Below are 12,736 nucleotides of genomic sequence, written 5' to 3' on the forward strand. Positions count from 1 at the left end.
CGGCACGGTCCAGCGCCCCCTGGACCGTGCCGGGCGGGCCCGTCGGGGCCTCCTACTGGTCGCTGATGTTGACCATCCAGTTGATGCCGAAGCTGTCGGTGCACATGCCGAACTCGTCGCCCCACATCTGCTTCTCCAGCGGCATGGCGACCGTCCCGTTGGCGGCCAGCTTGTCCCAGTAGCCGTGCAGTGCCACGGAGTCGTCGCCGCTGACACTGACCGAGATGTTGGTGCCGACGGTGCGGTCCATGCCGGGCGGGGTGTCCGAGCCCATGATCGTGAACCCGGCCGGTGTTTCCAGGAGGGCGTGCATGATCTTGTCGGCGAAGTCGGCGGGCGCCCCGCCGCCACCGGCCTGCCCAAAGGTGTTCAGGACGAGCTCGCCGCCGAACACCCCCTGGTAGAACTCCATGGCTTGGCGGGCGTCCCCGTCGAAGGCGATGTACGGGTTGAGGCGAGAGGCCACAGCGGGTTCCTTTCACGGGGGGCTACGGGTGAGCGCTGCGCATGAGCGCTACTGGGTGCTCCGGACTTCCGCATTATTCGGCGTCGACTCCGCCCGCGCACGGTGAAGCTCGGCCATCAGGTCCTGGAGCGAGTGCCCGTCCTCGTCGGCCCCGCGGGTCTCGGCGGTGCGGACGAACATGGCCTCCTCGTACGAGGCCAGCGCCGCCTCCACGTCGCCGGGGTGCGCGGCGACGGCACGGGCAAGCTCGGCTCCGTCGACCATGGCCAGATTGGCGCCCTCGCCGTTCGGGGGCGCGAGGTGGGCGGCGTCGCCCAGCAGAGTGACACCCGGGACCCGCTCCCACCGGTGCCCGGTCGGCAGCCCGTACAGGTGGCGCAGCGTCGGAGCGTCGTCGGCCTCGGTGATCAGCGCGGTGAGTTCGGGCGCCCAGCCGGTGAACTCCGCCGCGATCCGCTCGGTGGCGGCGGCGTCGCCGAAGTCGATCGCGTCGAACCACTCCCGGGGCTCTTCGAGGCCCACGTAGGCGTGCAGGGTACCGGCCCGCTCCCGGTGCGCGAAGAGCTCCCGGCCGGGCTTCAGCGAGATCATCATCCCGCCGCCGACGGCCTTGGCCGTGGCCGGGTGCCGGGTGTCGGACTCGTACAGGTAGGTCTCGACGACCGACTTGCCGGTGTACGCGGGCGCGGCGGCGGAGAGCAGCGGCCTGACCCGTGACCAGGCGCCGTCCGCGCCGACCAGCAGGCCGGTGGTGACGGTGGAGCCGTCCGCGAAGGTCACCTCGTGGCGCCCTTCGCCGAGGGCCCGGACGCCGCTGACCTTGTGTCCCCAGCGGACGGTGCCGGCCGGGAGGGAGTCGAGCAGGATCTGCCGCAGTTCGCCGCGGTAGACCTCGGGGCGGCCGCCCGTGCCGTCGTCGTCCTCTTCGAACAGCACGGTGCCGTCCGGGTCGAGGACCCGCATCGCCTGGTGGCCCTCCAGGACGATCGCGCGGAACTCGTCCATCAGGCCGGCCGCCCGGACGGCGTGCTGACCGTTGTAGTCGTGGATGTCGAGCAGCCCGCCCTGCGCGCGTGCGGTCGGCGAGGACTCCGCCTCGTGGACCGTGGCGGGTATGCCGTGGAGGTGCAGGACACGGGCGAGGGTGAGGCCGCCGAGACCGGCTCCGACGATCGTGACGTGCGTGCGGTCCGTGGTCATGGGTGGGGTCCTTCCGGAGCGTGCGTGGGCCGCGGGGCGCGATGCCCGCGGCCGGCGCCGTGGTCGCACGGCGCCGACGGACACCAATCTCCCCGCGGCCCACGACAGACCGCCTACAGACCGCCGACGCCGCCGACAACCCGCCGACAGCGGCCCCACGGGCGGGCCGCTCCGTCAGCGCAGCACCTCGAACGCCCAGTAGTCCGCGGGCCCTTCGGCCGTGTACGGCGCGTCGCGGCGCCGCTCGAGAACCTTGAGCGCGCCGTCGTCCGCCTGCCGCTGCACGTATGCGACGAAGTCCGAGCCCGCGAGGTACTTCGAGAAGGTGCTCACCAGGACGAGCCCGCCGGGCCTGGTGACGCGCAGCAGGCCCTGCACCCCGGTCGGCGGCACATGTCCGAGGGTGAAGACACCGCAGCACACGCTCACGTCGTAGCTGTCGTCCGCGAACTCCACCAGGCCCCGGTTCATGTCCACGCCCGCGGTGAGCGAGCGGTAGACGCCGGTCCTGCGTGCCTCGGTGACCATGCCCTCGCTGAGGTCGAAGCCGTCGACGACGGTGACGCCGCGGCGCGCGAGGACGCCCCCGACCAGGCCCGTTCCGCAGCCCGCGTCGAGGACGACGGACTCGGTGCCGATCGCACCCGGATGGTCGCCCGCCATGGCCCCGAACAGCTCGCCGATCTCTTCGGGGCCCCGGTAGTCGGTGGTGCGCAGGTCCTCGTCGTACGAGGCCGCCCATTCTCCGTAGTACGAGTCGATGCGGTCCGGAACGCCGTCCAGACCGTGCGCCTTCTTGATCCGGTCCTGGCTCTGTGACACCCACGTCTCCCTTGTCGTCGGACGGTTCACGCCCCTGGGCGGGCCCGTTTCGACCCGTCCAGGGGTGACCGTCACGCCGCTACCCGGAAAGCCCGGATCCGAACACGACCTGGGTGTCGGCAAGGCCGATTACAGCCGGTGGGTGGCGGTGGTGAAGCGCGCCAGGGTCTCCGGCAGCGGATCGATGCCGATGCCGGGGCCCGAGGGCACCGTGAGGCAGCCGTCCTTGTCGAGCACGAACGGCTCGGTGATGTCCTCCGCGTAGTACCGGCTGGAGGCCGAGGTGTCGCCGGGCAGGGTGAAGCCGGGCAGGGCGGCGAGCGCCAGGTTGGGGGCGCGGCCGATGCCCGTCTCCAGCATGCCGCCGCACCACACCGGCACGCCGTTGGCGACCGCCACGTCGTGGATGCGGCGGGCCTCCAGATAACCGCCCACGCGGGCCGGCTTGACGTTGATGATCCGGCAGGCCTCCATCGCGATGGCCGTGGCCGCGTCCCGCGCACTGTGGATCGACTCGTCGAGGCAGACAGGGGTGTTGATGCGCTCCTGGAGGCGGGCGTGGGCGCGCAGGTCGTTCTCGGTGAGCGGCTCCTCGATGAGCAGCAGGCCGAACTCGTCCAGTTTCCGCAGGTGTTCGGCGTCGGCGAGGGTGTACGCGGTGTTGGCGTCCACCTGGAGCGGCAGCGCGTCGCCGAAGCGCTCGCGCACGGCACGCAGCGGCTCCAGGTCCCAGCCGGGCTCGATCTTCAGCTTGATCCGGACATAGCCCTCGGCGAGATACTCCTCGACGTCGTCGAGGAGTTCCGGGAGGGAGTTCTTGATGCCGACGGAGACACCCGCGGGCACCCGCTGCCCGGTGGCCGAGCCGAGGTAGGTGGCCAACGGCATGTCGTGGGCGCGCAGTTCGGCGTCGAGCAGCGCCGTCTCCAGGGCCGCCTTCGCCAGCTCGTTGCCCTTGACCGGTTCCATGGCCCGCCCGGCGGCGGCCGCGCGCGGCTCGGGCAGTGCCTTGACGCGCGGCAGCAGGAAGTCGCGGATGACGATCTCGGCGCCCGCGATGAACTCGGAGCAGTACAGCGGGTCGGGGTCGCCCGCGAACTCCGACCAGCCCTCGGCCTCGTCGGTGACCACGTGCAGCAGGAAGGCGTCCTTGCTGTCGACGCTGCCGAACGAGGTGCGGAACGGCTTGACCAGCGGAATCGCGATGTGCAGCAGCTCTACGCGTTCGATCTTCATGCCTGGCCCTCCTGGGCGGTGGGGACGGTCGGGCGGCTGAGCAGGTACCAGCCGTCGCGGGACATCGCGGTGGCTCGCAGGCCCTCCGCGTACGCCGACGTGAAGACGTCGCGCACCGCGTGCCGCCAGCGCAGCGCGGTGTCCGGGTCGCCGGCACGCAGCGCGACGATGCCCTCGGGGACGCGGCACCACACGCGGGTGTCGTCCCTGGCGGCGAGCGGTCCGCCGTCCGGGGCCTTGGCGGTCACCGCGGCCTCGGCGCGGCCCTCGACCGGGTCCGGGGCCTGCGGGGCGTCGGCCGTCAGGTCCCACAGGGCGGTGAGACGGTCGGTCTCGTCGCCGTTGTTGATGCCGTCGTCCATCGGGCCGTAGAAGTCGACCTGGTACTCGCTGGCCACGGCGCCGAGCTTCACCAGGTTGAAGCGGGCGTTCCTGGCGACGAGCGGGTCGAAGGTCCAGCGCATGGTGCGGGCGCCGCGCTCCAGGGCCCAGACGCGCTGGGCCTGCTTGACGGCGTGGCCCGTGCCCCGGTCGGAGACGGCCGCCGCCGCGGCGAGCGAGTACACGTCCCGCTCGGCCGGTGGCCCGAACACCGCGACCGAGGCCCCGACCACGGCGCCGCCCGACCGGGCCGCGTGCACGGCACCGCCCGCGTGGGCGACGCTGTGCAGCACATCGGTGTGGAAGGGCGGCGCGTCGCGGGGCATCTGCCACACGTCGGCGAGGAAGTCGGCCACCGCCCGCAGCCCTGCCACGTCGTCGACGGTCGAGGTCGTCAGATCGTTCATGGCCACGAGTCTCGGGGCGGACGGCGCGGAGGGGCTTGTGGTGGTGGCCAATCATCGGCGTCTAGCCTGTTGCGATCGGACAATCACCCGCTCCCGCCGTCGGCGAAAGGTTCACCCATGGACACCTGCACTCTGGGGAACCTCCTCGACGCGCTCGGCGGCTCCACGCTGCGCCTGCTCAGCGCCCCGCACGGCCGCACCGTCCCCGTCACCGAGGTGCTGCTGCACGACCCGCACGCCCCGCTGCCGGAGCGGGCCTCGGGCGCGCTGCTCCTCGCCGTCGGCGTGCGCGCGGACGAGGCGGGGCCGCTGGTGCGCGACGCCGGGCGGGCGGGGATGGCGGGTGTCGTGGTGCGCGGTGACGGGTCGCGGGCGGTGCCCGATGCCGAGGCGGCGGGGGCCGCGCTGCTCGGTACCGACGGGGACGCGGCCTGGCACCAGGTGTTCCAGCTGCTGTCGTCCGTCGTCGGGGCGCACGGCGCGCGCACCGCGCCGCTGGGTGAGGACGCGCTGCCGGGTGATCTGTTCGCGCTGGCCAACGCCGTCGCGGCGGCCGTCGGCGGGGCCATCGCCGTCGAGGACCTGGGCCGGCAGATCCTCGCGTACTCGACCGTCCCCGGCCAGCCGGTCGACGAGACCAGGCGGCAGGGCATCCTCGGCCGCCAGGTCCCCGGCAGCCCGGAGAACGACGAGGACTACCGCCTCCTGTACGCCGCCGACGGCCCGCGCAGGCTCCCCGGGGTGACCGCGGACGAGCTGCCGCGCCTCGCGACCACCGTGCGCGCCGGAGGTGAACTGCTGGGCTCGATCTGGGCGGTGGACAACGGGAACCTGGCCGCCGACGCCGAGGACGCGCTACGCCAGGGCGCCTCGGCCGCCGCGATGCTGCTGCTGCGGGCGCGCGCCGCCGACGAGCTGGCCCGGCACCTGAGCAGTGACCTGCTGCGCCGCCTGCTCGACGGCTCCATCGAACCGGCCTCGGCCGCGCACCGCCTCGGCCTGGCGCCCGACGCCCCGGTGCGCGTGGCGGCGTTCGCGCTCGCGGGCGCGGCGACCGCGCAGGACGGCGGGCAGGCGGCGCTGCGCCTGCTCGACCTCGTACGCCTCCAGTGCCAGACCCGCTACGGGCAGCACGCGTGCGTCCTGCTCGACGGTGTGGTGTACGCGCTGCTGCCGGTGGTCGGGGCCGCCGATCACGCGGCCGACCGGCATCTGCGGATCGCGGAGGACATCGTGCGGCGCGCGGAGGAGGCGCTGCGGATCTCCGTGCGGGCCGGGCTCGGGCATGCGGTGCCCGGGGTCGCCGGGGTCCGGGAGTCGCGCGACGACGCCGATCTGGTGCTGCGGGTGCTCGGGGCCGGGGAGGTCGCGGACGCCGGGCAGGTGCGGGCGCAGACCTCGCTGCTGGTGCTCGGCGAGTTCCTGGCGGACCGCAGGGACCAGTCGGGCGGGCCCTGGCGGGACGTCCTCGCGCACGACGCCGAGCACGGCACCGAGTACGCCCGCACGCTCATCTGCTGGCTGGATGCGGGCTGCGACGCCGGACGCGCGGCGGAGCGCCTCGTCGTGCACCCCAACACCTGCCGCTACCGGCTGCGCAAGGTGCAGCGGCAGCTCGGCATCGACCTCGACGATCCGGACGAACGGCTCGTGCTGTGGGTGCAGTTGCGTACGCTGGCGGGCCTACGCGGCTGAATCCCGGGACAGCAGCCACCCGCGCAGCCGCTCCTCGCACTCCCGCACCTGCGCCATCGGCACGAACTCCCCCGGGGTGTGCGCCAGTTGGGGATCGCCGGGACCGCAGTTCAGCGCGGGCACGCCGAGCGCGGCGAAGCGTGCCACGTCGGTCCAGCCGAGCTTCGGGCGCGGCTCGACGCCCAGGGCCTTGACGAGTCCGGCCGCCATGGGCCGGTCGAGCCCCGGCAGCGCGCCCGGCTCGACCTCCGTGATCCGCAGCTCGTACTCGGGGAAGAGTCCGCGCAGGTACGCCTGCGCCTGCTCGGGCGAACGGCTGGGCGCGTAGCGGAGGTTGACGGTGACCACGCATGCGTCGGGCACGACGTTGGACGACACCCCGGCGCGTACGGCGACGGCGTTGAGGCCCTCGCGGTACTCCAGGCCGTCGATCGCGATCCGCTCCGGGACGTGCGCGTGCAGCCGGGTGAGGACCTCGCCCGCGAGGTGTGCGGCGTTGCTGCCCATCCAGGCGCGCGCGGTGTGTGCCCGCTGTCCCGGCACGACGATGTCGGCGAGGAGGAAGCCCTGACAGCCCGCCTCCACGCCGCCGTCGGAGGGTTCGAGGAGCAACGCCAGGTCGCCGTCGAGGAGTTCGGGCCTGCGCGCGGCGATCACGGCGAGGCCGTTGCGGTCGCCGACGATCTCCTCGCACTCGTAGAACGCGAAGGTCACGTCGCGGGTCAGCGCGTCGTGCGCGCCGGATGCCGCGGCGGCCAGCTTCAGCGCGACGGCCACGCCGCCCTTCATGTCGCAGGCGCCGAGCCCGTACAGCCGCTCGCCGTCGCGGCGCGCCGGGAGGTTGCCGGCTTCCGGGACGGTGTCGAGGTGTCCGGCGAGAACCACGCGCTCGGGGTGGCCGAGGTCGGTGCGGGCGACGACGGAGTTGCCGACGCGCTCCACCGCCAGGCCCGGCAGCGCGCGCAGCGCCTCCTCCACGGCGTCGGCGAGCGGCCCCTCGGCGCCGCTCTCGGAGGGCATGTCGACCAGCGCCTCGGTGAGTGCGACGGCGTCGGCGGCGAGGTCGAGGGGCACGGCTGATCTCCTTCGCGTCTGCGCCGCGGGGTGTCCGCGGGGATGCGCCCACCATGCTCGGACGGCGGGATCGGCAGCGGGTTGTGGTGTCGGCCAACACCCCACGCCGCACTTGTGCCGATCGGCCAATGTGCGGGACCCGCACGTCCCGAAGGATCCGCACCCTCACCGACACACGTCGTACAGGAGGACCCATGGGCCCTGTGGCCACTCAGCTGTGCCGCCGCAAACCTCTGGACAGCATCGTCGCGGATGCCGAGGGCACGGCGCAGGACGGCCCCCGCCTGCAACGCACCATGGGGCTCGGGCGGCTGACGCTGCTCGGGATCAGCTCGGTGCTCGGCACCGGCATCTTCTTCGTCCTCGGCACGAGCGTGCCCACGGCCGGTCCCGGCGTCGTCCTGTCGTTCGTCATCGCGGGCACCGTCGCCGCCCTCGCGGCGCTCTGCTACGTGGAGCTGGCCGGGGCGATCCCGGTGGCGGGCAGCACCTACTCGTACGCGTACGCCTCGCTCGGCGAGGGCATCGCGTATCTGGTCGCCTGGTGTCTGGTCCTGGAGTACGGGGTGGCGGTGTCCACCGTCGCGGTCAGCTGGGGCCAGTACCTCAACGAGGTCTCGGACGCCCTCTTCGGTGTCACGCTGCCCGACGCGATCAGTCAGCCGCCGGGCGCGGGCGGCCTGGTGAACATCCCGGCCATCGTGGTCGTCCTCGCGTGCACGGCGCTGCTCGCCCGCGGCACCCGCGAGTCCATCCTGGTGAACTCGATCCTGGTGTGCGTGAAGCTGGGTGTCCTCGTGATGTTCGCGGCGGTGGCACTCACCGCCTTCCGGGCCGACCGCTTCACCGACTTCGCCCCGCACGGCATGGGCGGCATCACGGCGGCCGCCTCCGCGGTCTTCTTCTCGTACGTCGGTTTCGACGCGGTCTCCACGGCGGGCGAGGAGGTCCGCAACCCGCGCCGCACCATCCCGCTGGCCCTCCTGCTGACCCTCGTCGTGGTGACGGCCCTCTACATCCTGGTCGCGGTCGCCGGCATCGGCGCGCAGCCGGAGGGAGCGTTCGCTCGCCAGGAGGCGGCCGGCGAGGCGGTGCTCGCATCGATCCTCACGTCGGTCACCGGCTCCGGTACGGCCGCCCTCGTACTCTCCGCGGGCGCCGTCGTCTCCATCTTCAGCGTCGTCCTGGTCACGCTCTACGGGCAGACACGCATCCTGTTCTCGATGGCGCGGGACGGCCTGGTCCCGCAGGTCTTCCGCCGCGTGGACCGCAAGCGGCACACCCCCGCGGCCAACTCCTGGATCGTGGGCGTCGCCGTCGCGGCCCTCGCCGGCTTCGTCCCGCTCCAGGAGCTGGCCGACCTGACCAGCATGGGCACGCTGATCGCCTTCGTGGCGGTGGCCGCCGCGGTGATGGTGCTGCGCCGCATCGCCCCCGACGCGCCGCGCCCCTTCCGCGTCCCCCTCTACCCCGTCGTCCCGATCCTCACCGCCGCCTCCTGCGTCTACCTCGCGTACCAACTTCCGGGCCTGACCTGGACGTTGTTCCTGGGCTGGCTGGCCCTGGCGGCGGTGCTGTACCTGGCGTTCGGGCGGCGGAGGTCGGCGCTGCGGGAGGGCGCCGGGCGGGAGGCGGAGACGGCCGGGGTGCGCTGACCGGTCAGCGGGTCTGGAGGTCGGCCAGGGCGTGCGCCACGTCCGCCGACGCGGGGTAGAGCTCGCGGTAGAGCGCGTACAGCTCGTCGTAGCGGGCCGTCACCTCGGGGCGCGGGGCGAGGCGTTCGGCGACGGGGTTCCAGTCGTCGATACGGGCGCCGTCCGTGACGAGCTGCGCGGCGAGCAACGCCCCTCCGTAGGAGGCACCGACGGAGGTCGTCCGTACCTCCTGCGTGCGGCCGGTGACGTCGGAGACGATCTGCGTCCACAGCCGTCCCTGGGTGCCGCCTCCGACGGCGACGACGCGACGGATGTCTCCGCCGGCCGCTTCCAGTGCCTCGATGTTGTGCCGCACACCGAAGGCGGTGGCCTCCAGGGCGGCCCGGTACAGGTCGCCGCGTGTGTGGCCGAGGGTGAGGCCCGCGATGACGCCTCGGGCGCGCGGATCGTCGACCGGGGTGCGTTCCCCCGCGAAGTACGGCAGCATGAGGAGCCCATTCGCGCCGGGCCCCGACTTCTCGGCGAGGCTCAGCAGTTCGGGGTAGTCGACGTCGCCGAACAGGTCCCGCAGCCATCCGGTGACGGCACCGGAGGTGGCCATGCCGCCCGCGAGGTTGCGGGTGTCGGGCAGGGCGCCGACCGTGCTCCACAGCGCGGGGTCGCGCAGCAGGTCGGGCACGGTGTGCACGAGGAACATGGTCGTGCCGTACATGAGCATCAGGTCACCGACGTTGTGCGCCCCGACACTGAGGGCCTCGGCCCAGGCGTCGACGGTGCCGGTGGTGACCGCAATGCCTTCGGGCAGTCCGGTGGCGCGGGCGGCCTCGGCGGTGACCGTACCGGCGGCCTCGCCGGACCAGCGCAGCGGCGGGAGTTCGATGCCGGGGGCGATCCGCTCCGCCCACGGCGCGTACCAGTCGCGGGCCAGGGTGTCGTAGAGCGGGGTGCACTGGCTGGCGGAGTGGTGGTCCAGGACGTAGGCGCCGGTGAGCTTGCGGGCCAGCCAGGAGCTGGGCATGTAGAGGCGGCGGGCGCGGGCGAACAGCTCCGGTTCCTCGTCGGCGACCCAGGCCACCTTGGCCCCGGCGGCCTGCGAGGTGAGGCGCGAGCCGCAGCGGTGGGTGATCTCGTCCGCCCCCAACTCCCTCTCCAGGCGTTCGATCTGGGCGACGGAGCGGGTGTCGACGCCGTACAGGATGGCGGGCCGCAACGGCGTGTCGTCGGCGTCGGCGAGCAGCACGCACGGTCCCATGCCGCTGACGCCGACGGCGACCACGTCCGTGTCGAGCGCCGATGTCAGCTCGCGGGCGAGGGAGACGAACTCGTCCCACCACACCTCCCCCGGCATCTCCACGTGTCCCGGAGCCGGGCGGTCGACGGTGTGCTCGCGGACGGCCGTGTGCAGGACGCTTCCGTCGAGGGCGACGAGGATTCCCTTGCTGCTCGACGTGCCGATGTCGACGCCGATGACTGCGGACTGGGGCATGGGGGCCACCCTTTCTGGTCTACTGCACGGCGGAGATCCGAGTCGATTCGACCATCCGAACCTGGTGGACAAGCAAGAGGGCGGCACCTGGGACGTGGAATTTCCAGGTGCCGCCGTCCGGGACCTCCGCGTCTGCACCCCGACGGCCCGCCACGGGGTACGCGACACTCGCCTACGCCGGACCGAACCACCGATTCAGCGCCGCCTCCAGGCCGGGCGCATCCTCCGGGCCGCCCCCGGTCCAGGCGACATGGGTGTCGGGGCGCAGCAGCATGCCGGTCGCGTCGGTGTCGTCCGTCGTGCCGGTGATGACGTCGACCCGGTCGCGCCAGGGCTTGGCCACGTCGGCGAAGTCGCCGCCGAGGTCGAGAAGCAACGGGCGTGCGGTGACGGTCAGTTCGGCCAGCCGGCGGGTTCCCGTGGTGGTGTGCACGACGAGGTCGGGGGCGAAGCCCTCGGTGGTGCCGGCGACGAGGTGGGCGATGCGTTCCGTGCCCGCGGGTGTGTCGAGGAGTTCACCGAAGACGGTCCGCAGGGCGGTGACCTCCGGGCCGGGGCGCAGCAGCGCCGACTGGGCCAGGGTCGAGTCCACGACGCGTTCGGCGACGGGGCGGCGCTCCTCGTCGTAGGTGTCGAGCAGGCCGTCGGGCGCCCAACCGTGCACCGTGGCGGCCAGTTTCCAGCCGAGGTTGACGGCGTCCTGGAGGCCCAGGTTGAGGCCGGGACCGCCGATCGCCGAGTGCACGTGGGCGGCGTCCCCGAGGAGCAGGATGCGTCCTTCCCGGTAGCGGTCCGCCAGCCGTGTGTTGCCGCCGACCAGGCGGCGCAGCAGGTGCGGTCCCTCGCCTTCGGGCGGGAGTACCGGCAGCGGTGCGCCCAGGACGCGTTCGGCGCTGTCGAGGAGTTCCTGGAAGGTCATCGGCGCGGAACCGTCCGCGTCGTCCGGTGTCTCGACCTCCGTGGTGTGGATGCTCGCGGGGCGACCGGGCAGCCGGGCCCAGACGATGGTTCCGCGCTCGGTGCGCACGTACATGGTGGGCGGCAGCGTTCCGTAACCGGGAACGATCAACTCGCCTTGTGGGCCCACGTGTTCCTCGCGCGCGGACACGGTCGCGGAGCGTGACACGAAGTCGTCGTTGGTCACTCCGGGAAAGCCGATGCCCGTCAGGCGGCGCACGGTGCTGCGGCCTCCGTCGGCCGCCACCAGATAGCGGGTCGCGAGCCGTTCCCCGCTCGACAGGGTCACCCGGACCGAGTCGGCGTCCTGTTGGACGCCGGTGACTTCCTTGCCCCTGCGCAGGTCGACCCCGAGTTCGGTGGCCCGTGCGGCGAGCACCTCCTCGATCCGGGCCTGTGGCGCGGGGAGGATGCCGACCGGGTTGTGATCGAGCCGGTGCAGTTCCAGGGGGAAGGCGCCGAACATGTAGCGCGGCACGGGCCTGACCGGTTCGTCGCTGCCGCTGATCCGGGCGTACAGGCCGCGCCGGTCCAGCATGCGTACGACCTGGCCCACCAGGCCGTTCGCCCGGGGTTCCGTCGTGGGGCCGGCGAGTTTCTCGATGACGACCGGGCGGACCCCGGCCAGGGCCAGTTCAGCGGCCAGCATCAGCCCGTTGGGGCCGCCACCGGCGATGATCACGTCGAACATGACATGCCTCCTTGAGGCACTAAGGGGTCGGGAGCCCGGCGGCCAGCATCGTGAGGGCCGAGCGCAGCAGTGGCTCCATCGGCTGCTCGGCGCCGCCGTGCAGGAACAGGTCGAGCGCGGCACTGTTGGCGGCGGTCACGCTCGCGGCCACCAGGCGGGGATAGAGGTCGGTATCGACGGACGTGCCGGTGCGGTCCGCGATCGCCGCGGCCAGTTCGCCTTCCGCGAGCTTGCCCGCCCGCAGCATCTCGGACTGCAACGCGGGCTCCGCCACCATCACCCGGAGCCCGGCCACCCAGTCGGCCGGTTCCTGCGGCGGCATGTCCCGCACCTCGGGTCCGGGCTCCAGCTGCCGGAGCACCGCCTGGGTGATGACCTCCCACAGCGGCTCGCCCTCCGGCGCGGACCGCACGTCCTCGGCCACCCGCAGGGAGCGCCGGAGGTGACGGAAGGCGATCGCCTCCGCCTTGCTGGAGAAGTAGTTGTTGAAGGTGCGCGGCGAGACACCGACCGCGTCGGCGATGTCCTCCACCCGGACCTCGTCGAGCCCGCGTTCCACGGTGAGCCTGATCGCGGCCCAGCTCAGAGCCACGCGCGTGGCTTCCTTCTTGCGCTCTCTCAGTCCGCTCATGGCCCCACGGTAGCAAACATTGCGTGGTACGCAAT

Annotated in this window: 11 protein-coding genes; 2 read left to right on the plus strand and 9 right to left on the minus strand. The window is 72.9% G+C overall.

Annotated features, from left to right (window positions below; translation table 11 throughout):
- Positions 1-52: 52 nt before the first annotated feature.
- The 5 genes from ACNYS0_RS02550 to ACNYS0_RS02570 all read right to left on the minus strand — a co-directional run bounded on the left by ACNYS0_RS02550 (position 53) and on the right by ACNYS0_RS02570 (position 4,512).
- Entirely contained in the window at positions 53-466 is a 414-nt protein-coding gene (locus ACNYS0_RS02550) for a VOC family protein (protein ID WP_422470969.1), read from the minus strand.
- A gap of 48 nt (positions 467-514) precedes the next feature.
- Positions 515-1,666, minus strand: a complete 1,152-nt coding sequence (locus ACNYS0_RS02555) for an FAD-dependent oxidoreductase (protein WP_422470970.1) — start codon at positions 1,664-1,666, stop codon at positions 515-517.
- A gap of 174 nt (positions 1,667-1,840) precedes the next feature.
- A complete protein-coding gene (locus tag ACNYS0_RS02560) occupies positions 1,841-2,488 on the minus strand; it encodes a class I SAM-dependent DNA methyltransferase (RefSeq protein WP_422470971.1) in 648 nt (215 codons plus the stop codon).
- A 129-nt stretch (positions 2,489-2,617) separates the two neighbouring features.
- On the minus strand, positions 2,618-3,724 hold the full coding sequence (gene menC, locus ACNYS0_RS02565) for an o-succinylbenzoate synthase (RefSeq protein WP_422470972.1): 1,107 nt from the start codon (positions 3,722-3,724) through the stop codon (positions 2,618-2,620).
- Positions 3,721-4,512 (minus strand): chorismate synthase, encoded by a 792-nt coding sequence (locus ACNYS0_RS02570; protein WP_422470973.1) that lies wholly within the window; start codon positions 4,510-4,512, stop codon positions 3,721-3,723. Before ACNYS0_RS02570 ends, menC begins: the two co-directional genes overlap by 4 nt.
- A 117-nt stretch (positions 4,513-4,629) precedes the next feature.
- On the opposite strand from ACNYS0_RS02570, the gene ACNYS0_RS02575 reads away from it, so the two are divergent.
- Complete coding sequence (locus ACNYS0_RS02575; RefSeq protein ID WP_422470974.1) at positions 4,630-6,207, plus strand: PucR family transcriptional regulator; 1,578 nt, start codon at positions 4,630-4,632, stop codon at positions 6,205-6,207.
- Here ACNYS0_RS02575 and dapE read toward each other — a convergent pair.
- Positions 6,196-7,281, minus strand: a complete 1,086-nt coding sequence (gene dapE / locus ACNYS0_RS02580) for a succinyl-diaminopimelate desuccinylase (RefSeq protein WP_422470975.1) — start codon at positions 7,279-7,281, stop codon at positions 6,196-6,198. The genes ACNYS0_RS02575 and dapE overlap by 12 nt on opposite strands.
- Before the next feature lie 194 nt (positions 7,282-7,475).
- Between dapE and ACNYS0_RS02585 the strand changes: the two genes are divergently transcribed.
- Positions 7,476-8,936 carry an APC family permease gene (locus ACNYS0_RS02585; RefSeq protein ID WP_422470976.1) on the plus strand — a complete coding sequence of 487 codons (1,461 nt, stop codon included), beginning with the start codon at positions 7,476-7,478 and terminating at the stop codon, positions 8,934-8,936.
- A gap of 4 nt (positions 8,937-8,940) precedes the next feature.
- On the opposite strand, the gene ACNYS0_RS02590 is transcribed toward ACNYS0_RS02585, so the two are convergent.
- From ACNYS0_RS02590 to ACNYS0_RS02600, 3 genes are all read right to left on the minus strand, one after another.
- The gene (locus ACNYS0_RS02590) at positions 8,941-10,422 is read right to left on the minus strand and encodes an FGGY-family carbohydrate kinase (RefSeq protein ID WP_422470977.1); all 1,482 of its coding nucleotides are present in this window, start codon (positions 10,420-10,422) and stop codon (positions 8,941-8,943) included.
- 172 nt (positions 10,423-10,594) lie between these two features.
- The gene (locus tag ACNYS0_RS02595; RefSeq protein ID WP_422470978.1) at positions 10,595-12,070 is read right to left on the minus strand and encodes an FAD-dependent monooxygenase; all 1,476 of its coding nucleotides are present in this window, start codon (positions 12,068-12,070) and stop codon (positions 10,595-10,597) included.
- 19 nt (positions 12,071-12,089) lie between these two features.
- Positions 12,090-12,701, minus strand: coding sequence for an acyl-CoA-like ligand-binding transcription factor (locus tag ACNYS0_RS02600; RefSeq protein WP_422470979.1), 612 nt, complete (start codon positions 12,699-12,701; stop codon positions 12,090-12,092).
- Between the last annotated feature and the right edge of the window lie 35 nt (positions 12,702-12,736).

Origin of the sequence: Streptomyces anthophorae, assembly GCF_049310305.1 — a bacterium.
Lineage (GTDB): Bacteria > Actinomycetota > Actinomycetes > Streptomycetales > Streptomycetaceae > Streptomyces.

What these genes read in the sequence shown, in the direction of transcription:
- ACNYS0_RS02555 (WP_422470970.1), bottom strand. Translation starts at nt 1,666, where the DNA reads ATGACCACGGACCGCACGCACGTCACGATCGTCGGAGCCGGTCTCGGC.
- menC (WP_422470972.1), bottom strand. Translation starts at nt 3,724, where the DNA reads ATGAAGATCGAACGCGTAGAGCTGCTGCACATCGCGATTCCGCTGGTC.
- ACNYS0_RS02570 (WP_422470973.1), bottom strand. Translation starts at nt 4,512, where the DNA reads ATGAACGATCTGACGACCTCGACCGTCGACGACGTGGCAGGGCTGCGG.
- ACNYS0_RS02575 (WP_422470974.1), top strand. Translation starts at nt 4,630, where the DNA reads ATGGACACCTGCACTCTGGGGAACCTCCTCGACGCGCTCGGCGGCTCC.
- ACNYS0_RS02585 (WP_422470976.1), top strand. Translation starts at nt 7,476, where the DNA reads ATGGGCCCTGTGGCCACTCAGCTGTGCCGCCGCAAACCTCTGGACAGC.
- ACNYS0_RS02590 (WP_422470977.1), bottom strand. Translation starts at nt 10,422, where the DNA reads ATGCCCCAGTCCGCAGTCATCGGCGTCGACATCGGCACGTCGAGCAGC.
- ACNYS0_RS02595 (WP_422470978.1), bottom strand. Translation starts at nt 12,070, where the DNA reads ATGTTCGACGTGATCATCGCCGGTGGCGGCCCCAACGGGCTGATGCTG.
- ACNYS0_RS02600 (WP_422470979.1), bottom strand. Translation starts at nt 12,701, where the DNA reads ATGAGCGGACTGAGAGAGCGCAAGAAGGAAGCCACGCGCGTGGCTCTG.